The 20,450-nt window shown below is 56.7% G+C and carries 16 protein-coding genes and 2 pseudogenes; 12 read left to right on the top strand and 6 right to left on the bottom strand.

Annotation, left to right across the window (positions count from 1 at the left end; translation table 11 throughout):
• Positions 1 to 13 precede the first annotated feature (13 nt).
• The 5 genes from AC3WN7_RS10095 to AC3WN7_RS10115 all read left to right on the top strand — a co-directional run bounded on the left by AC3WN7_RS10095 (position 14) and on the right by AC3WN7_RS10115 (position 4,951).
• On the top strand, positions 14 to 1,150 hold the full coding sequence (locus AC3WN7_RS10095) for an ABC transporter permease subunit (protein WP_102674116.1): 1,137 nt from the start codon (positions 14 to 16) through the stop codon (positions 1,148 to 1,150).
• Complete coding sequence (locus tag AC3WN7_RS10100; protein ID WP_102674105.1) at positions 1,140 to 2,231, top strand: amino acid ABC transporter permease; 1,092 nt, start codon at positions 1,140 to 1,142, stop codon at positions 2,229 to 2,231. The genes AC3WN7_RS10095 and AC3WN7_RS10100 overlap by 11 nt, the downstream gene beginning before the upstream one ends.
• Positions 2,232 to 2,242: 11 nt before the next feature.
• Entirely contained in the window at positions 2,243 to 2,632 is a 390-nt protein-coding gene (locus AC3WN7_RS10105) for a RidA family protein (RefSeq protein ID WP_007991048.1), read from the top strand.
• A gap of 160 nt (positions 2,633 to 2,792) precedes the next feature.
• Complete coding sequence (locus AC3WN7_RS10110) at positions 2,793 to 3,749, top strand: ornithine cyclodeaminase family protein (protein WP_095966163.1); 957 nt, start codon at positions 2,793 to 2,795, stop codon at positions 3,747 to 3,749.
• 89 nt (positions 3,750 to 3,838) lie between these two features.
• Complete coding sequence (locus tag AC3WN7_RS10115; protein ID WP_102674104.1) at positions 3,839 to 4,951, top strand: CapA family protein; 1,113 nt, start codon at positions 3,839 to 3,841, stop codon at positions 4,949 to 4,951.
• Positions 4,952 to 4,975: 24 nt separating this feature from the next.
• Here AC3WN7_RS10115 and AC3WN7_RS10120 read toward each other — a convergent pair whose 3' ends face one another.
• Positions 4,976 to 5,710, bottom strand: a complete 735-nt coding sequence (locus AC3WN7_RS10120) for an amino acid ABC transporter ATP-binding protein (RefSeq protein WP_007994108.1) — start codon at positions 5,708 to 5,710, stop codon at positions 4,976 to 4,978.
• Positions 5,711 to 6,033: 323 nt separating this feature from the next.
• Between AC3WN7_RS10120 and AC3WN7_RS10125 the strand changes: the two genes are divergently transcribed.
• Positions 6,034 to 6,723 (top strand): GntR family transcriptional regulator, encoded by a 690-nt coding sequence (locus tag AC3WN7_RS10125; protein WP_095966161.1) that lies wholly within the window; start codon positions 6,034 to 6,036, stop codon positions 6,721 to 6,723.
• A 162-nt stretch (positions 6,724 to 6,885) separates the two neighbouring features.
• On the opposite strand, the gene alr is transcribed toward AC3WN7_RS10125, so the two are convergent.
• Complete coding sequence (gene alr / locus AC3WN7_RS10130) at positions 6,886 to 8,124, bottom strand: alanine racemase (protein WP_102674103.1); 1,239 nt, start codon at positions 8,122 to 8,124, stop codon at positions 6,886 to 6,888.
• A gap of 374 nt (positions 8,125 to 8,498) precedes the next feature.
• On the opposite strand from alr, the pseudogene AC3WN7_RS10135 reads away from it, so the two are divergent.
• Positions 8,499 to 8,780, top strand: a pseudogene (locus AC3WN7_RS10135) (arginine deiminase-related protein); the annotation flags it as partial.
• A gap of 14 nt (positions 8,781 to 8,794) precedes the next feature.
• The gene (locus tag AC3WN7_RS10140; RefSeq protein ID WP_102674102.1) at positions 8,795 to 10,684 is read left to right on the top strand and encodes a methyl-accepting chemotaxis protein; all 1,890 of its coding nucleotides are present in this window, start codon (positions 8,795 to 8,797) and stop codon (positions 10,682 to 10,684) included.
• Positions 10,685 to 10,688: 4 nt separating this feature from the next.
• Here the strand turns inward: AC3WN7_RS10140 and AC3WN7_RS10145 are convergent.
• Positions 10,689 to 10,995 (bottom strand): annotated as a pseudogene (locus tag AC3WN7_RS10145) (LysR substrate-binding domain-containing protein); the annotation flags it as partial.
• Positions 10,996 to 11,038: 43 nt separating this feature from the next.
• Between AC3WN7_RS10145 and AC3WN7_RS10150 the strand changes: the two are divergent.
• Positions 11,039 to 11,386 carry a LysR substrate-binding domain-containing protein gene (locus AC3WN7_RS10150; protein WP_256585659.1) on the top strand — a complete coding sequence of 116 codons (348 nt, stop codon included), beginning with the start codon at positions 11,039 to 11,041 and terminating at the stop codon, positions 11,384 to 11,386.
• A gap of 245 nt (positions 11,387 to 11,631) precedes the next feature.
• Here AC3WN7_RS10150 and AC3WN7_RS10155 read toward each other — a convergent pair whose 3' ends face one another.
• From AC3WN7_RS10155 to AC3WN7_RS10165, 3 genes are all read right to left on the bottom strand, one after another.
• A complete protein-coding gene (locus AC3WN7_RS10155) occupies positions 11,632 to 13,212 on the bottom strand; it encodes an aldehyde dehydrogenase (NADP(+)) (RefSeq protein WP_102674100.1) in 1,581 nt (526 codons plus the stop codon).
• Between the two features lie 73 nt (positions 13,213 to 13,285).
• Positions 13,286 to 14,833, bottom strand: a complete 1,548-nt coding sequence (locus AC3WN7_RS10160) for a UxaA family hydrolase (RefSeq protein WP_095966156.1) — start codon at positions 14,831 to 14,833, stop codon at positions 13,286 to 13,288.
• Positions 14,834 to 14,998: 165 nt separating this feature from the next.
• Complete coding sequence (locus AC3WN7_RS10165) at positions 14,999 to 15,958, bottom strand: LysR family transcriptional regulator (protein ID WP_095966155.1); 960 nt, start codon at positions 15,956 to 15,958, stop codon at positions 14,999 to 15,001.
• 120 nt (positions 15,959 to 16,078) lie between these two features.
• Between AC3WN7_RS10165 and AC3WN7_RS10170 the strand changes: the two genes are divergently transcribed.
• From AC3WN7_RS10170 to AC3WN7_RS10180, 3 genes are all read left to right on the top strand, one after another.
• The gene (locus AC3WN7_RS10170; RefSeq protein ID WP_102674099.1) at positions 16,079 to 17,275 is read left to right on the top strand and encodes a fumarylacetoacetate hydrolase family protein; all 1,197 of its coding nucleotides are present in this window, start codon (positions 16,079 to 16,081) and stop codon (positions 17,273 to 17,275) included.
• 67 nt (positions 17,276 to 17,342) lie between these two features.
• Positions 17,343 to 18,710 carry an MFS transporter gene (locus AC3WN7_RS10175; protein WP_256585658.1) on the top strand — a complete coding sequence of 456 codons (1,368 nt, stop codon included), beginning with the start codon at positions 17,343 to 17,345 and terminating at the stop codon, positions 18,708 to 18,710.
• 256 nt (positions 18,711 to 18,966) lie between these two features.
• On the top strand, positions 18,967 to 20,391 hold the full coding sequence (locus AC3WN7_RS10180) for an APC family permease (RefSeq protein WP_095966153.1): 1,425 nt from the start codon (positions 18,967 to 18,969) through the stop codon (positions 20,389 to 20,391).
• Positions 20,392 to 20,450: the final 59 nt, after the last annotated feature.

Below are 20,450 nucleotides of genomic sequence, written 5' to 3' on the forward strand. Positions count from 1 at the left end.
AGAGGTGAAGGTCATGTCGGCAAGAGATGGCGCAGTTAAACACCAACACCGGGCTGTCACGGTGTTGGTCCAGCTTGTAGTACTCACGGCTGTCGTGATTGCGGTTTGGTATTTCGGGCACGTGATCAACGAGCGCCTGACACAGAAAGGGATCAATACCGGGTTCAGCTTTCTGTGGACTCGCGCCGGCTTCGACCTCAGTGAAAGCATGATTGCTTTCAGCGGTGACAAGTCATATGCGTACGCCTTGCTCGCGGGGTTTTCGAACACGTTGAAAGTGGCGCTCTGCGCCATTGTGTTCTCCGTGTTGATCGGGGTATTGGCGGCGCTGGCTCAGTTGTCCAAATTTGGCCTGGCCAGACGAATTGCCAAAGTGTATGTCTCGACGATCCGCAATACGCCGCTGCTGCTGCAGTTGTTCTTCTGGTTCGCTGTTTTTACTTACGGTTTACCGGTAGTCCGGGAGGCTTTGGAACCGGTACCGGGTGTGTTCATCAGTAATCGCGGGATCAATTTTCCGTGGCCGACCCCCTTCGCATTGATGGCGATCGTCGCGATCTTTTGCACCGCCGTGGCGTTGATCTTGAGAAGCGTGAGGACTGGTGGCAGCGCACTGAAAAATCCGGGTGCCTTACTGATACTCCTGAGCCTGATTGCTTTTGTGTCCACGGCCTATGCCCTGTGGTCCGGGCAAATGACTTTTGAGTGGCCCAAGGCAAGCAAGTTTTCAATCGGCGGCGGCGGGCACTTTTCTCCCGAGTTCATGAGTATGTTCATCGGGCTCTCGGTGTACACGGGCACTTACATAGCCGAAGCGATCCGTGGGGCCGTGCAGTCCATTGCCCAGGGACAGATTGCAGCCGGTTATGCGCTGGGCCTGACGCACTTTGGCGTGCTGCGTTACATCGTGATGCCACAAGCGTTCCGGATCGCGATGCCAGCGGTGGTCAGTGAACTGCTGAACCTGATGAAAAACAGTTCGCTCGGTGTTGCCGTGGGATACCCGGAACTGGTCTCGGCGGGAAATACCGCCATGAATCAAACGGGGCAGGCCATCGAATTGATCAGCATTTTCATGCTGGTTTACGTCACGGTAAACATTATTACGACGCGGGTAATCGGTCTTTGGGAGAAACATTATGTCTGGTGATCTGAATAATGGTGCCCAAGTGTCGATTCCCGCACCCTTGACGCTAATCCAGCGCCTGAAAGGCCTGGGTTCGGGCATGCCAACCCGGATTGTGCTCGGCGCACTTTTTCTTTGGGGCGTCGTTTTGGTTGGCCCTGGTATCTTCAAATGGTTGTTGCTTGATGCAACCTTCAGCGGCGATGCCGCGCAATGCCACCAGAACGGAGGCGCTTGCTGGGCGTTCATCGGCACCAAGCTCAATCTCATCCTGTTCGGGGCCTATCCTCCCGAGTCGCTTTGGCGTCCGATCACCTTCGTTGCACTGATCGCGGCGGTTGCGCTCTGGTGTTTGTTTCGGGTCCGTCATCACACAACAGCCATTGTGCTGTGGGTACTGGCCGCGTTGATTGGCTATCTATTGATGAGTGGCGGACTGTTCGGTCTTGAGTCAGTGGATCGTGCGCGTTGGGGTGGACTGCCGATCACCCTGCTGATCAGCATTGCCGGCCTTGTTTGCGCGTTCCCTCTGGGTGTACTGCTGGCGTTGGGTTGTCGGTCGCAGATGCCGCTTGTCTCTGTTCCATGCCGGCTTTATGTGGATCTGATTCGCAGTGTTCCGGCGATCACCATTGTCTTCATGACCTTTGCCATCATTCCGTTGATACTTCCGGACGAGCTTATTTTCGACAAGCTTTTTCGGGCAGGTATCGGTCTCTCGCTGTTTACCGCCGCTTACTTTTCCGAAGCCTTGCGCGGTGCCCTGCAAGCACTTCCAGTCGGTCAGCGCCAAGCGTCGGCAAGTTTGGGGTTCGGCTATTGGGGCAGTCATGCCTACGTGATCTTGCCGCAAGTCATCGCCCACTCGCTGCAACCGATTGCCAACATCGCCATCGCGTTCGTCAAGAACAGTTCGCTGTTGATGATCATCGGTCTTTTCGATTTGCTTGGATCGGCAAGATCAAGCCTTTATGACGAAAACTGGCAAGGGTTCTACAAGGAGCTCTATCTGTTTGTCGGTGTCATCTACTTCGTTATCTGCATGTATATCCAACACTACGTCGCGTCGATTGAACGTGAGCGTAGGGCCCGCCTGTATCAATAATGGATGCCTCCATGAAAGAAATAATCGAAGTACCGTTTTTATCTGACGCGCTCAGGCGTTTGAATACACCGACCTCTTTGCTGATTCGCTCGGGTTCGATGCTTTATACCTGTGGCCTGCCGCCACTCGATCCGCTGACCGGGAATATTGTTCGAGGCACGATTGCTGAACAGACTCACGCTGTATTGCAGGTGATGAAAGTTGTTCTTGAATCGGCAGGGTCCTGCCTTGATAACGTCGTGAAAACCACGATCTTCGTGACCGATCCATCGATGATGGATGAGGTGAACGCCGTGTATCGCGAGTACTTCCCTGAAAACCCACCTGTCCGGTCATTCGTTGCAGTCAAGCCATGGCCGTTTCCGTTTGATATTGAAATCGATGTCGTCGCCCATCATTAGAAAACGGATGTGGCGGGGTGTATTTTGTAAGAACTAACAGTTCTCTTGGTCGCTGCAAGCTAATTAACTAGTTGTTTTAATAATCTTTCCCATGAACTCGAATTGAGTTGTTTCGACGTTTAAGGTTTTCTGTCAGATGCTCGATGAAGGAATGTATTCGATGAATAATGACATTGCCGTACTTGATTCAACTCAAGTGGCCAAACTGATCGGTCGGATTGATGTGTTGTCCGCAATGCGTCGTATGTTCCTGGCGTTGGGACAGGAAAAGGCTGTGCAACCTCCGCAACTGCGCAATCCGTTTCCCGACGGGCAAGGCAACTTTATCAGCTACCTTGGAACGCTTGCCGAGGAGCGGGTCTTTGGTGCAAAGCTCTCACCCTATATCCCGCGTCCGGAAGGGGCCCTGGTGACGGCCTGGACGTTGATGATGTCGATGGATGACGGTCAACCTCGCTTGCTCTGTGATTCGGGGCAATTGACGGCTGAGCGAACAGCAGGCACGACAGCGCTCGCCGTCGACTTACTTGCGCCCGCGCAGGTCAGCAAACTGGCCGTAGTGGGAGTAGGGCGGCTGGGTCAAGCGCATGTCCGGCATGTTTCAGCATTGCGCGAGTGGGGGGATATCAGATTGTACGCACCCAACATTGACGCTCTACCAGTGTCCGAGCAGCAGGCACTCCGGGACCTCGATCCGCGCGTCAGCATTCATACCGAACTGGCCAGTGCCGTTGATGATGCGGATGTCATCCTGCTGTGCACCTCGGCCGGTCATACGGTGCTTGACCCTGCAGTGCTGAAAAAGCCTGCGCTGATCACTTCCATTTGTACCAATGCCCCACTGGCACACGAAGTACCTCCTGAATCCCTGCTGAACATGAGCGTCTATTGCGATTACCGGGCTACAACGCCCGACAGCGCAGGGGAAATGCGCTTGGCAAAAGACCAGCATGGCTGGCTACCCGAGAGTATTTGCGGGGATTTGCCCGAGCTGATGACGGGGGTCGCCCGACTTCCCGATCCCGAGCGCCATACCTTTTTTCGCTCAATCGGACTGGGGTTGGAGGATATCGCCATTGCCAATGAGCTTTATCAGTTGCATATGATGAACAACTGAGTAGAGGTTCAGAAGTCGTTCTGCCTATTTCAGCGTAATAATAAGCCGGGGGATGGAAACATCCCCCGGCTTATATTCGGGAGGGTGCCATGGCAGCTGTTACCGATACGCTTAAGCTGTTTCTCTGCGGCGACGTCATGACTGCCCGCGGCATTGACGCAGTACTGCCGCATCCTGGCGACCCGCGGCTTTACGAAGCTTACGTCAAGAATGCTGGCGATTACGTCCGGCTGGCAGAACGAGTCAATGGCCCGATTCCCCGCCCGGTCGATTTCACCTATGTCTGGGGCACTGCGCTGGATGAGTTAGAACTTCGCCAGCCACACGCACGCATCATTAATCTTGAAACTGCGGTGTCCCGCCGCGGACGACCGGAGCCAAAGGGCATCAATTACCGCATGAGCCCGGAGAACTTCCCTGCCATCAGCGCAGCCGGCATCGACTGCTGCGTGCTGGCCAACAACCATGTGCTGGACTGGGGGGCAGCCGGCCTGGCCGATACGCTGGAGACCCTGGCCAGCAATGGTATGTGCAGCGCCGGCGCCGGGCACAACCGGCAATCTGCCGAAGCGCCCGCCGTGTTGCTGCAGCCTGGCGGGCGGCGCGTGCTGGTGTTTGGTCTCGGCGCACCCGACAGCGGCATTGCGTCGGACTGGGCCGCCACGGATCAGGGCGCGGGCGTCGCGCGGCTGGAGGATCTGTCGAGGCAAAGCCTGCGCAATGTGGCCAAACGGACTCTCGAGGGCAAAAAAACGCGGGATCTGGTGGTCGCCTCCATTCACTGGGGCGGCAACTGGGGGTTCGATATCCCACGCGAGCAAGTCCGGTTCGCCCATGCCTTGATCGACGAGGCCGGAGTTGACGTGGTGCACGGGCATTCCTCGCACCACGTCAAAGGCATCGAGGTATACCGCGAACACCTGATTCTCTATGGCTGCGGTGATCTTCTGAACGATTACGAAGGCATCGAGGGCTACACAGCCTTTCGCGGCGACCTGGGGTTTCTATACTTTGCCTCGCTGGACGCGGGCGGGCACCTGCAGTCGCTGGACTTGATACCCACCCGGCTGTGTCGCTTTCGCCTCTGTCGCGCTGAAGGGGATGACCGTCAATGGCTGCACGACACCCTTTCCCGCGAGTGCGCACGCTTGGGCACCAGCATCCAGCCAGGCGCGCAAAACACCTTTGAGTTGCGTTGGTGAGGCCCCCTTGGCGACTTCGCGTGATCAATGTTGCAGGATCTTCGAGAGGAAGTCCTTGGCACGCGGGGAGCGTGCTTCGGGGCTGCCAAAGAACTCTTCTTTTTTGCAGTCTTCAATGATTTTCCCCGCGTCCATGAAAATCACGCGGTCACTGACCTTCCTGGCAAAGCCCATTTCGTGGGTGACACACATCATGGTCATGCCCTCGTTTGCGAGCTTGATCATGACGTCTAGAACCTCTCCGACCATTTCCGGGTCCAGGGCGGAGGTAGGTTCGTCAAACAGCATCACAATCGGGTCCATCGATAAGGCACGAGCAATTGCCACACGCTGCTGCTGACCACCTGAGAGCTGCCCTGGGAACTTGTCCTTGTGGGCGCTCAGGCCAACACGATCGAGCATTTTCAGACCCCGTTTGAGCGCCTCGTCCTGGCCACGGCCAAGCACCTTCATCTGGGCGAGCGTCAGGTTTTGCGTCACGGACAGGTGTGGAAACAACTCGAAGTGCTGAAACACCATGCCGACCCGGCTGCGCAGCTTGGGCAGGTTGGTTTTCGGGTCCGAGAGGCTGATACCGTCGACGACAATTTCGCCTTTCTGGAAAGGCTCCAGTGCATTTACCGTTTTGATCAGCGTTGATTTGCCAGAACCGGAAGGGCCGCACACCACGACGACTTCACTCTTTTGTATTGCGGTAGAGCAGTCGCTCAGTACCTGAAAGTTACCGTACCACTTGGAAACATTTTTTATGTTGATCACGGTGGTTGTCCTGATGTGGTTGCAGATGGCGCAAGAGGGACGAGGACCTGATCGCAAACGGCTGACCAGGACGCATCAGTCTCTTCCTACTGTAGAAAGTATACGATTATTGGTTCGCCAACGACAACAACAAAGCGATGAATCAGGCTCATATTTCAGATGAGTGGGAAGAGGGGCAGGACTGCAGTTCGAGGGGACTAGGCTGCGGATGCCGTCCTTGTTCGTTTTCGTATAATCGTATACCGTCGTGCACAACGATGTTGTTACTCGTATCTGCCAAACCCAGACACGCCTTTAAATCGCTCCTGGCCACTTAGTGTCATATGTCTAACCAATCACCACTGAAATACATTGCAGGTCTGATTCCGCTGGCACGTGTGTCGGCACCGCAATTTGTTGCGGCCGTCATCAGGGAAGCCATCGTCACCGGCGCGCTTTCCGGTAGCGAACCTTTGCGTCAGGACCTGATCGCAACAGAACTCAACACCAGCAAGGTGCCGGTTCGCGAAGCGTTACGTGAGCTTGAAGGTCAGGGACTGGTCCAGTTCCTGCCAAACCGTGGCTTCATGGTGACGCAGCCCTCCCTGCATGAAATGAACGAGTGCTTTGAATTACGGGCGGTTCTAGAGCCGTTGGCCGTCCGCCATTCGGTACCGCTCTCGACACCCGAGCAACTTGATGCTGTCGAGCGCATCATCGATGAGTTCGAGAAGGTTCAGGATCCTCTCCTGAGCAGTCAATGGAACCTTTCACTGCATACGGCGCTTTATGCACCTGCGCAAATGAAACACCTGGAAAATATGATCACCCGTGCGCACACCATTGCGCAGCGCTATACGCACATCTATATGCAGTTGCGATCCGCAGGGATTGATAGCCAGGACGAGCACCGTGCGATCCTCGCGGCGTACCGGGCAAAAGACGTGGAGGCGGCCGTTGCGTTGATGACAACGCATCTCAAGCAAGCATCGGATGAAGCGGCTGAGTACCTGAAGGACCACTTTGAGGTGTAGGAGCAGCCGGTCGACACTCGTTAGCTTCGGGCGGCGTTCCGACGATGGACTCGAGGACTGCGCGTTTATTCAGAAAACACGCGTTATCGTTAACGTCCATCGCGAGCAGGCTCGGTCCCACAGGGGCGCAGCGTTTAGTCTGCGCACCTTCTTTTTTTCTCCTTATTTAGACTTCAAGACTTTCGGATTGGAGTTGCCCCAGATCGTATACAGGTCCGCCAACAACGCGCCGTTGATGGTCTCAAGTTCTGTCTGGGTAATCTCTTCATCGCCTTGTTTGCCATACAAAACCACCTCATCTCCCGCCTGCACGCCCTTGATACCACTGACGTCGACCATCAGGGTGTTCATGGTGACCTTGCCGATCACCGGCGCGCGTTGGCCGCGGATCAGCACTGAAGCCTTGTTGGAGAATGCTCGTCGATACCCATCGGAGTAGCCGGCCGGGATGTTGGCGATCAATGAGTCTTTGCTCAGGGTAAAGGTGCGGTCGTAGCTGATCGTACTGCCTGCCGGGTAGGCGTTGACCGCCGCGACCCGCGATTTGAACTGCATCACCCGCTGGAATTCGTTATGCCCACCCACTGGGTAGCCATAGAGCGCAGCCCCCGGGCGAACCATGTCCAACCAACCTTCCGGCACCTCAAGGGTGGTGAAGGTATTGGCGCAGTGCAGGGTGATCCGGCTGCGGTCCAGTTTGGCGTGTTCAATCAGCCATCCGGACTGCTCCTTGAATTTGGCGAGTCCCTGAAGGACATCTTCTCGTTCTTCGACCGGGAAGTGGGTCATGATTCCGACGATGTTCAAATGATCCAGTCGGGTCAGATCAACCGCCTGTTGTCGACCTGCAGTCGTGCTCATTTCCAGACCGTTGCGGCCCATGCCCGCCGAGTTCAGCGCCAGGTGAACAGGCAGCTTCACGCCTTTTCGGGTGGTCAGTTCATTGAGCTGACGTGCAACCTCCAGGTTGCCGACCAGTTCTTCGATGTTGTAACGCAGTGCATTCTCGACTTCTTCAACGGTAGCGCTGCGCAAACGCATCAGGCGCCCCTTGAAGCCTTTTTCCCGTGCAACACGCGCCTCCTCGTTGCTCGCCACGCCGATACAGGTGATCCCCATCCGGATGGCGGAAGGGATCAGCAAACCAATGCCATTTCCATAAGCGTCGGCTTTCATCACGGCACACATCTGGCTTTTACCCGCCAGCCGTTGCTGAAGCTTGGTGATGTTTCCTTCGAAGGCGGCCTGATCAATCTCCAGCCAGGTATTGGCCTGGCCTGATAGATTGTCGACGCGAGGATGTTCAGGGGTTGGATCGAGTAAAGGGGCGGCATTGACCACCGGCATCATTGCCGTCAAGGCCAGGGCGAGCGTCAGCGTACTGAGCATGAAACGTGGCATATCGAGTCTTCCATAGTGGATGAGGAATGGCCCCATGCTGGCGTGGATTTGGCATCAGCCAGGTCCATCAGGCATTGAGCGAACAGCCATGGAATTTTTATGCAAAGGCGTCGTTTGTTTATGTGGTGTTCTGCCGCTCGCGCAGCGGATGACGCTGTAAAACGGGATTAAACGACCGAGGGGCTGTTTCATCTCACCAGTGATTTTCATTTGATGAGTCTCGGTGTTGAGCGCCCATTTCAGCAAAAGCGGAATCGGCTGCCGAGTTAAAGCTTTCAACATTCTGAGTCGAGTGCCAGTGGGATAACAGCCGAGTCGGCGGCAGGGGAGGAAGGAGAATAACCGCACTCACTTCCTTTTCTTGAAAGGCTCCCATGCAAACAACTACTACCGTGTTGATGATTCGACCTTCGCGCTTCTCCTTTAACGTTGATACCGCCGCGAACAATCGTTTTCAGAAGTGCTCATTGCCTCAGGATCAGGCGCAAGCTCGGGCCCTCGAAGAGTTTGATGGCTATGTAGCGGTATTACGCGAGCAAGGGGTAGAAGCGCTGGTTGCCCAGGACAGTGCATTCCCCCATACACCCGACTCGATTTTCCCTGACAACTGGTGGAGCAGTCATGCCGATGGCTCGCTGGTGCTGTATCCGATGCAGGCTGCAGATTAAGCATGAGTAATAGCCTGAAGTTCAGCCACAAGATCCTGCTGGCCGTCTCTCTGATTGTCATTGCCGCATTTGGGTTATTCACGGTCTACAACGACTATCTGCAGCGCAGCGCCATTCGTAAGGACCTGGACAGTTATCTGCACGAAATGGGGGGGATCACTGCGAGCAATATTGCCAACTGGCTTTACGGCAGGGTGTTATTGATGGAGAACCTTTCACAGTCGGTGGCGATCAATCCGTCTGCGGAAAACATTACGCTGCTGCTGAAGCAACAAGCCTTGGCGTCGACCTTTATCGCCACCTACGTGGGAGATAAGGACGGTAAGTTCATCACCTATCCAGACGCCAGGATGCCGGAAGGCTACGACCCTCGTGCCCGCCCCTGGTACAAGGATGCGGTCAACAGCAGCGGCCCGACCGTCACCGAACCTTATATCGATGCCACGACCGGCAACCTGGTGATCACCGTCGTCAACGCAATCAGCAAGGCCGGGCAGACCCAGGGCGTCGCTGGCGGTGATCTGGGCCTGCAGGCCATTGCCGACAGTATCAATGCCCTGGATTTCAACGGTATGGGTTATGCCTTTCTTGTCAGCGCCGACGGCAAGATTCTGGTCCACCCGGACAAAACGCTGGTGATGAAAACGCTCACAGATGTCTATCCGCAAAATACCCTGCGCATCAGTGGAGATATCAGTGAAGTTCTCGTTGATGGAAAAACCCGCATCGTCACGTTTGCACCGATCAAGGGCTTGCCGTCACTGAACTGGTACATCGGTTTGTCCATTGACAAGGACAAGGCGTATTCGATGCTCAGCGAGTTTCGAGCTTCAGCCCTGATCGCTACGGTTATCGCCGTGCTGATTATTGTCGCGTTACTCAGTCTGCTGATCCGGCTCCTGATGCAACCATTGCAAGTGATGACCCGGGCGATGCAGGACATTGCCGAAGGAGAGGGCGATCTGACCAAACGACTGAGCATCTACTCCCAAGACGAATTCGGCATGCTCGGCACGGCGTTCAACCGCTTTGTCGAACGGATTCATGGTTCGATCCGTGAGGTGTCCTCGGCCACAGAACAGGTCAACGAAGTGGCCCAGCGGGTGGTCAGCGCTTCCAATTCGTCGATGCTCAACTCTGACGAGCAGTCCAGTCGGAGTAACAGCGTGGCGGCCGCTATCAACCAGCTCGGTGCCGCCGCCGAGGAAATTGCCTACAACGCCGCCCAGGCCTCGCACCAGGCCAGCGATGCCCGTGGCCTGGCCGAAGAGGGTCAACAGGTCGTTGAAAGAACCATCCAGGCAATGAACACGTTATCCGGGATGCTCGGCACCTCGAGCGGTAATATCGAGAGCCTCAACAGTAAAACAGTGAACATCGGGCAGATCCTGGAGGTGATCACCAGCATCTCCCAGCAAACCAACCTGCTGGCGCTCAACGCTGCCATTGAAGCCGCCCGTGCCGGTGAGGCAGGGCGCGGTTTTGCGGTAGTTGCCGATGAAGTGCGCAACCTGGCCCATCGCACCCAAGAATCGGCGCAACAGGTACAGACGATGATCGAAGAACTGCAAGTCGGCGCCCGCGAGTCGGTCAGCACAATGAGTCAGAGTCAGCGTCACAGCCTGGAAAGCGTGGAGATCGCCAACCTGGCCGGCGAGCGCTTGAACAGTGTGACCCTGCGGATCGGGGAGATCGATGGCATGAACCAATCGGTTGCCACCGCCACGGAAGAACAAACCGCCGTGGTTGAGTCGATCAATAGGGACATTAGAGAAATCAACTCCCTGAATCAGGATGGCGTGGAGAACCTTCATGCAACCCTGCGAGCCTGTTCCGATCTGGAACAGCAGGCGGCTCGCTTGAAACAGTTGGTGGGCAGTTTTCGGATCTGAACTATCAGCGCTGTAACGAAAACTGTTGTGGTGCAAGAAAGGCATAGTGGAAATAATCACGAACTGTAGTAGGGATTAAAGGCGGTGGACCATGTCGGAAAGGATTGCCACTCCACTGCCGTTGACCACCATACTACGCACGGCTTCCACCGAGCCGGTGCGCACGCACATTGGGCGATTGCCTGGCCTGTTTCCAATAGCGTCGGGTATTTTGTTCGGCTTCGTCGACGGTGAGCAAGGATGTGGGGTACGTTTGCCAGGTCGACCAGGATGAGCCTGGCGCGCTCACACAGTGGATGATGGCTGGGCAAGGACGTTAAAAATAGCGTTCCCGCAGGTTGCGGTACGAATGCACTGAAGCAACCTGCAGACCTTATTCATCACCGGCTACTTCACGAGGATGATGGCTCGCAATGGCGTCGTTGGTTGGTTGACGCACGTACACCCTATCCTGGAGATGCGGATGTGCACATGGAGGATTTCGGAATGGCACTACAAGCTGCCAGAGACGGATTTGGGGTGGCACTGAGTGACGAAATCAACTCATCGCGGGATCTGCGTGAGGGAACACTTGTGCAACCTTTCCCACTCAAGGTTCCAGCGGAGATGGATTACTTTTGCATTTGTAATGAAGAGCGCGGCGCTGCTCCCGAAGTGCAGTTGTTCGTTGATTGGATTGTCAAACAAGCCGGGAACGTCTGAGACGGATTCACTCTATTGTTATTGCAGGCATGACACTATTTCAACACGCCATCACTTGCGCATCAAGGCAGTCAGCAGTGCTGACCTGGCAGGAGTTCAGTCCTGGATAAAGCGTTATTTTGTGAAGGTAACAGTGGTGTTTGGGAAGGAAAGTTTGATGATGTGGGATGTTTAGCGCTAGGGTTCAACTACACCCTTGAAACGAGGAGCCATCGACCGGCTCCTCGTGGAAAAAACCGCGAGTGTTACTGAGCTTCGCGGGTGGCCACGCCATTTACCAGGCGACAGATGCCGAGGGGATTGGCAGCTTTCAAGGCGTCGGGCAACAGGCTGTCGGGGTAGTTCTGAAAGCAAACCGGCCTCAGGAAGCGATCAATCGCCAAGGTGCCCACCGACGTACCGCGCGCATCGGACGTCGCCGGATACGGTCCGCCGTGGACCATCGAATCACAGACCTCGACGCCGGTCGGATAGCCATTGAGCAGGATCCGTCCGACCTTTTGCTCCAGCAGCGGCGTGAGTTCGCCGAACTGTTCGAAGTCCTCCGGCTCGCCAATGATGGTCGCCGTCAGTTGCCCGTGCAGGCCGTTCAACGCAGCACGGAGTTGCGCCTGATTTGCGACCTCGACGAACACTGTAGTCGGTCCGAACACTTCTTCCTGCAGCACTTCATCGCCATTGATCAACAAGCTGACATCGGCCTTGAACAGTTGCGGCTGGGCCTGACTGCCCTGTTGCGCAGTGCCAGCCAAGTGCGCGATGCCGGGATGCGCGAGGAGCTTCTGCAAGCCGTTACCATAGCTGCTCAAGGTCCCGGCATTGAGCATGGTTTGCGCCGGCTGATCGTCGATGAAAACCGCGACCTGCTGCATGAACGCACTGAACTGCCGCGAGCGAATGCCGATCACCAAACCTGGGTTGGTGCAGAACTGGCCGCAGCCCTGAACCACTGAAGCGGTCAGGTCACGGGCGACCGACTCTGACCGCGCTTGCAACACCTGGGGCAGCACGATCACCGGGTTGATGCTCGACATCTCGGCGAACACCGGGATGGGTTGTGGACGCGCAGCAGCCATGTCGCATAGCGCACGACCGCCCTTGAGCGAGCCGGTGAATCCCACCGCCTGAATCGCCGGATGCTTGACCAGCGCTTCGCCGACCCCGCCGCCGTAGATCATGTTGAATACACCGGCTGGCATCGCCGTTTTTTCCGCGGCGCGGATGATCGCGTCCGCGACCAGCTCGGCAGTGGCCATGTGACCACTGTGGGCTTTGAACACCACTGGGCAACCGGCGGCCAATGCCGATGCGGTGTCGCCCCCCGCCGTGGAAAATGCTAACGGAAAGTTGCTTGCACCAAACACCGCAACCGGGCCAAGGCCGATGCGGTACTGGCGCAGGTCCGGACGCGGCAACGGTAAACGGTCCGGTAACGCCCGATCGATCCGCGCACCGTAGAAATCCCCGCGACGAAGGACCTTGGCGAATAGGCGCATCTGGCCGCTGGTGCGACCGCGCTCGCCTTGAATACGTGCGGCAGGCAGCGCGGTTTCGCGGCTGACCAGTGCCACAAAATCATCGCCCAATGCATCCAGCTCATCGGCAATGGCATCGAGAAACTGTGCGCGACGTTCGGCGCTCAGGCTGCGATACGCCGGGTAAGCGGCAGCCGCGAAATTGGCAGCGGCGTCGACTTCTTCGAGGGTGGCCTGGTGGAAACTGTATGGCAGGTTATCGCCGGTGTTGGCATCAACGCTGTTGACGATGACAGTGCCAGCAGCGCTGCGCTGACCGCCGATGTAGTTGTGGCCGATAATCGTGGACATTTCTGGCTCCAGAAAAGGATGTTCGAATCCCCCTTGCGGGGATTTCAAGGCTAGTGGGGAGGAGGGCAGGGATTCAGGTGACGGCGCCGATCTGCCAGGGCACGAATTCGCTCTGCCCGTAACCGTGCTGCTCGCTCATGCTGCGTTCACCCGAAGCGATGCGCAGCATGAGTTTGAAGATGGTTTCACCGCATTCTTCGATGGTCATGGTGTTTTCGGCGATCTCGCCGCAGTTGATATCCATGTCTTCGCGTTGGCGGTTCCACAACGCGGTATTGGTTGCCAGTTTGATCGATGGGGAGGGGGCGCAACCGTAGGCCGAGCCACGTCCGGTGGTGAAGGCAATCAAATTGGCGCCACCGGCGACCTGGCCTGTGGCCGATACCGGGTCATAGCCGGGGGTGTCCATGAACACCAGGCCTTTGGCGCTGACTGTCTGGGCATATTCATAAACATCGACCAGGTTGCTGGACCCTGCTTTAGCAACCGCACCCAGTGACTTCTCCAGGATGGTGGTCAAGCCTCCAACCTTGTTGCCGGCCGAAGGGTTGTTGTTCAGTTCTGCACCCATGCGCTCGCAATACGCCTCCCACCATTGAATCCGTGCAATGAGTTTTTCGCCCACTGCGCGGTTGACTGCCCGGCGGGTCAGCAAGTGTTCGGCGCCATAAATTTCCGGCGTTTCAGAAAGGATTGCCGTACCGCCACAGGCGACCAGTCGGTCCACTGCATTACCCAGCGCGGGGTTGGCGGTGATGCCGGAATAACCATCCGAGCCACCGCATTGCAGGCCAATGATCAGGTGCCTGGCACTGACGGGTTCACGTTTGACCTGGTTAGCTTCCTCAAGCAACGCCTTGACCTGAGCGATGCCGCTGGCGACTGCTTTGGATGTACCGCCGCTGTCCTGGATGCTGAAAGTGCGCAGCGTATCGCTGCGGCTCAGACCCTGGGTGCTGAGCAGCCCTTCGATCTGGTTGGTTTCGCAGCCCAGCCCGATCATCAGCACAGCGGCGAAGTTGGCATGGGTCGCGTAGCCCGCCAATGTACGGCGCAGCAACGCCAGGCCTTCGCCGGTGGGGTCTACGGCGCAACCGGCGGAGTGGGTTAGGGCGACCACGCCATCGACGTTGGGGTATGCCAGCAATGCGCCAGGGTTAATGTCCCGTCGGAAGTGGTCGGCTATGGCGCGGGCGACAGTGGCCGAGCAATTCACAGAGGTCAGGATGCCGATGTAGTTTCGGGTAGCCACGCGACCGTCCGGGCGTACGATCCCCATGAACACAGGCTCGCTGTTCAACGGCTTGTCGGGTTTCACATCGAGGCTGAACGCATAATCACGGGCAAAATCGCCCATGGTCAGGTTGTGCACATGCACGTGGTCACCAGCCTCGATAACCTCGGTGGAAAAACCGATGATCTGCCCATAGCGACGAAGGGCCTGGCCTGCATCAATGCGACGTACGGCGATCTTGTGACCGGCGGGTACTGGCTGGCGTACGGTCACGCCTTCCTGTTCAAGGACTTCACCCGGTATCAACGGCCGACGGGCGATCAATACATCGTCCAGAGGATTGAGGCGCAGGACGGCGGCTGCACCGGTTTTCATGATCAATTCCATCGGAAACTCTCTGGCTATCAAGCGTGGGAGGTCGCTGGCCAACAGGCCGCGCCATACCTTTGTTGCTGCACTATAAGAGCCCCCGGATGCTGCTGCCTAATGAGACCTTTGGATTGATCGATAACTTTTTCTCATCTTATTTACCGTTAATGACAAAAAAACTCCTCAGTGATCGGCAGTTTCCCGTCGCAGCCTGGCGAATTCCAGCAAGGTGTCGGCGAATTCGCGGGCCGCTTCGGTCAGTGGTTCGTCCTTGCGCGTGATGATGCCGTAGTCCTGAGGCTCGACCTTGAACGGCGTGTTGAGCACTTTAAGCAAGCCACTCTGAACCTGCGACTGCACCATGGATTCGGGCAACATCGCGAGCATCGGCCCCGATTGCAGGAGTTGCAGGAAGGTGGGCATCGAGATGGTTTCGACGGTGTTAGTGGGCGTGCGCATGTTGAATTCAGTGAAGGCGCTTTCCATCCGGCGCCGTATGGGGGCATTGAAGGGGTACATCACCCAGGGCCAGTCGCTCAGCTGCTCGGTAGCCACTTCGTCGAACTGCGCGAGGGGATGGCGACTGTTGACCACCAGACAAAAGGGTTCAGGTCCGAGTGCACGGAAGTCGAACGGTTGCTGATACCGCTCATCCGTGAAGCGGGCAATGATCAAATCGAGCTTCTTGTGTTCAAGCATTTCCAGCAGTTGATTGCTGGTTTGCTCGATCACTTCGATGGACAGCATGGGGCGGTCCAATTTGATCCGGGTGATCGCCTCGGGCAGCACGACCGAGGTCGCGGCGAAAATCGCGCCGACCTTCAAATGACCATGTCCACCTTTGCGCAATTTATTGAGTTGATCGACAAATGACTGCGTGTCGTCGAGCGTCATCCGGGCATAACGGACCACGAACTCGCCAAGTTCGGTCAGGGCCATGCTGCGGGTTTGCCGTTCGAACAACGCAAAACCGAGTAACAGCTCGACGTCGCGCAACATCTTGCTGATGGCTGGCTGTGTCAGATTCATCAGTTCGGCAGTGGTGTGCATGTTGCGGGTCTTGGCCAAAGTGTCGACCAATATCAAATGCTTGATCTTCAGCCATTTGCTCACGCTGGAGAATGAAATCTCGTCGTTTTCCATAAAGGGGCTCGATCTGCTTGATAACGAAACGATATCAATCACTGAAAATATGTCATTGGGATTTATCAAGCAAGTCCACTAGTTTTGCCGTGTCGTCATCGAATTGACCTGGACCTATATATGCCGCATCTGAAATTGACCTGTAAAAACACCCTGCCGATCGATGGGCTGGAAGGCACTCTGATCGGTCGTGCCTGGGTGCCTGGGGAGGCCGCTGGCCCCTCGCCGGTAGTGCTGCGCGCCGACGGGGTGTTTGATTTGTCGCAGGTGTTCCCGACATTGAGTGATCTACTGGAAAGCGCTTCCCCGCTTGAGGCTGTTCGTAGCACTCGCGGTGAATACATCGGGAGTCTTGAGGCATTGTTGGCCAATACGGGGCCAGGGTCCGATCCTGCCAAGGCTTTTCTGTTGCCGCCGGCTGACCTGCAAGTGATCAAGGCTGCCGGTGTGACATTCGCTGCCAGCATGATTGAACGCGTGATTGAAGAGCAGGCGGGTGGTGATGCAGTCAAGGCCGAAAGTGTACGCAGCCTCGTCAAAGCGGCTATTGGCGACAACCTGAGTTCGATCAAACCGGGTTCAACCGAAGCCGCCCGGCTAAAGGCCTTGTTGATCGAGCAGGGGCTTTGGTCACAATACCTGGAAGTCGGTATCGGCCCTGATGCCGAGATATTCACCAAGGCCCCCGTTCTCGCTTCCGTCGGCAGTGGTAATGAGGTGGGTATTCATCCCAAATCGAAATGGAACAACCCTGAGCCGGAAATAGTCCTGGCGGTAAACAGCCGTGGCCGGATACAAGGCGTAACCTTGGGCAACGACGTCAATCTGCGCGACTTCGAAGGCCGCAGCGCTTTGCTGTTGAGCAAAGCCAAGGACAACAATGCGTCATGTGCGATCGGCCCGTTTATTCGCCTGTTCGACGAAGGCTTTTCTCTGGATGATGTGCGCCGCTGCGTGGTCGACCTGGTCGTTGAGGGTGAAGACGGTTTTATCATGCGCGGCAGCAGTTCGATGAAGCAGATCAGTCGCGACCCGCTTGAGTTGGTCGCGCAGACTGTGGGCAGCGATCACCAGTACCCGGACGGCTTCATGCTGTTCCTCGGCACGCTGTTCGCCCCGACACAAGACCGTGAAGAGCCGGGCAGTGGCTTCACTCACAAGCCGGGCGATAGCGTTAGCATCGGGAGCCCGTTGTTGGGCACGCTTCACAATCGCGTCACCTACAGCAATGAAGCCACACCCTGGACGTTTGGCCTGCGTGCATTGATGGGCAACCTGGCCGCTCGCGGTCTGGTGGCAGGTAAATCACTCCACTGATTTGCCTGCCAGAGGTTCCTGGCGGATAAAAACAGTGGTCGCTGGACAATAATAATAAGGCACACAAATGATGACCAAAAACACGACAAGACCGGATCATGCGGCAGCCATCGAGAGCGCCATTGCCAAGTGTCGATGGAAGCTGTTGCCGTTCCTCGCTTTAATGTTTGCCCTGGCAATGATCGATCGCTCCAACGTCGGTTTCGCCAAGGCGGCACTGCAGACCGATATCGGCTTAAGCAATGCGGCCTTCGCCCTGGGTGCGGGTATTTTCTTTATCGGTTATGCCATCTTCGAAGTGCCGAGTAATCTGATGTTGCACCGCGTCGGTGCGAGAGTCTGGCTCAGCCGGATCATGATCACCTGGGGGCTGGTGTCCGCCGCCATGATGTTCACCCGGGATGAAACAACGTTTTACGTGCTTCGCTTTTTGCTCGGCGTGGCCGAAGCGGGCTTTTCACCGGGTGTCATCCTGTACCTGACCTACTGGTTCCCGGCCCAGCGTCGCGGCCAGGCCATCGGTATCTACTATTTTGGCCTGCCAATGGCCTTGATGTTAGGCAGCCCGTTGTCGGGCTGGTTGTTGGAAATGCATGGGATATTCAACCTGACCAACTGGCAGTGGATGTTCCTGGTGGAAGGCCTGGCGGCGGTCGTCGTGGGGATCATTGCGCTGTTCTACCTCAAGAGCAAACCACAGGACGCCCCTTGGCTCACCCGCGAAGAGAAAGCGGCCCTGAGCCAGGAGATCGAGGTTGAAGACAAGCTCAAGCTGGCCCATGGCCCGACCAACCTGCTGGGTCTGATGCGCAACAAGCGGGTGTTGAAGTTCATCCTGATCTACTTCAGCGTTCAGGTCAGTGTGTACGGGGTCATCTTCTACTTGCCGACGCGCATCGCGGAGCTGCTGGGGACCAAGGTCGGCTTGGAGGTGGGCATGTTCATTTCATTACCATGGCTGTGCGCTGCCATCGCCATGTACTTTGTGACGCGTTATGCCGACCGGCATGGGGCTCATCTCAAGATGGCCATGTGCATGCTGGGCATGGCTGCGCTGGGCATTGCGGCCTCAGCCTTGCTCAACAGTTTTGCACCGGTACTGCTGGCTTTCTGTTTCGCAGCCGCCGGTTTCGTGACCGTTCAACCGTTGTTCTGGACACTGCCGACCGGCTACCTCGGCGGGGTTGCCGCGGCCGGTGGTATTGCCCTGATTGGCTCCATGGGCAACATCGGCGGCTTTGTCGCACCAATGCTCAAGGCCAATATGGAGGTCTGGTTCACCGATCCCCGGGCTGGAATGTTGTCGCTGTCGGCAGCGGGGTTGGTGGGTGTTTGCCTGCTGTGGACATTGCGCGCGCCAAAGGGGCAACTGCAGGTCAATCAAGGTCCGCTGGACGGGGTGGCGAGTAGTGCCCGAGTACCTTCGAACCCTTGAAATCACAATAGACCGATAAAAATAGCCGAAGCCTTTAAGGTCTTCGGCTTTTTTTTGTCCATAAATCCTGCCGGCGTCCGGCATCCGTGCGGTTTTGTGCAAGTCAGCTTTCGTCTTTGGTAATTGGTGCCTCGCAGCCATCCCCCTATCTTGAGTGGGCGATAACACCCGGCAATGATCGGGTGTTGCTCAAGAGCTCTGTCCTACAAGAAGCGTTTTCGCTACCTGCCAATAAAAAACGAGCCTGGGAACAATCATGAAACTCTACGAACTTTTCGGTTACGACCGTCACGGTGCAATCAGCGAGCTCGACACTGCGCTCAACAAAGGAAAGCTCAACACCAAGGACGTCAGTTTTTCCGCGTTGGGGTTCAACGCGCCGGCCTGGGTGGCCGCTTCTTCGATGTCGATCCTCTATTCGATCTCTGGTCACCAGGCACCGCTGGCGATCCTGATTGCGTTTTTCTTTCCCATGTTGGTGCTGGCCGTGTGCATGGTTTCGCTGACACGTCAGGCACCATCGGCAGGGGGCATTTTTACCTTTTGTTCGCGTTTCCTACATCCGGATATTGGCTGCATCCTGGGCTGGACCTATGCCGTTGCCTGCATCGCCGTCACGCCGATGTGTGCGTTGATTGGCTCCGAGTACATTCAGGCGCTGATTCCTTCTCTCGCTGGCGAACTCAACGCGAAGATCATCGGTACGTTGTTGATCGTGACCTTCTTTGCGGTGTCGGTACGTGGTGTCGGTGTGACAGCGAAGCTCGCCAGTACCTTTCTGGTTTTCGAAATCGCCGTGGTCGCCGGGCTCGGTTTCATGGGGTTGATCCATCCCCAGGTCGAGAACCTGTCGTTTGCCTCGATGTATTCGCTGCAAGGCGCCGGTGGTCTGGCGGCGATTGGCCCGGGCGTGCTGTTTGGTGTGTGGATGCTGGCGAACTTCGATTCGGCCATTAACTACATCGAAGAGGCACGCGTACCGGTTCGCACCGTGCAGCGTTCACTGTTGATCGTGCTGACCTCGGCCTTCGTGATTTACAGCCTGGCGGCCATCGGCTGGCAATACGCGGTTCCGGTGGAGCAGTTGGCTGCCATTGTTGAAAACGGCAACGGCGGGCCGATCGCCGCTGTCGCCAATGTCTACCTGCCACCGGCCATGGCCTGGCTGGCGCTGTTCGTAGTGATTACTTCGGCGTGCGCCGGCTTGCAGATTTCTTCCAATTCATCGGCGCGCACGCTGTATCGGATGAGCGAGGAGGGGCATCTGCCGGGTGCGTTTAGCGCTGTCAACCGTTTCAAGGCACCGTGGTTCACCCTGGGGCTGGTGTCGCTCGCCGGCATTGCCTTGCTCTGGTGGAAACCGCTGGACAAGATCGTTTGGTATTACGACGTGGTCACTATCACCCTGGTGATGTCCTACATCTCAGCGTTGGCAGCCTTCATGGTCATGACCTGGAAACAACACAAGGCACGCACCGCAACACTGCTGTCGATCCCCGCATTGCTGGCGCTCTTTGTACTCGCCTACATCGGTTACACCGCGGGCGCCAACCCGGTCTCCCCGGACGACCTCTATACCGCCTGGTATTTGGGCGCGCTGTCCCTGGTGAGTGGTGCGCTGATCGTGCTCTCGGGTAAACGCCGCCGTAGAGGTGCCGGTGTGATGCCGGCGAAGGCGTGATACGTCCTGAACATCCCTTTTTTATCGTCAATTCATCTACTGATACCCAGGAGTAATCT

The sequence above is a fragment of the Pseudomonas sp. FW305-70 genome, assembly GCF_058783925.1.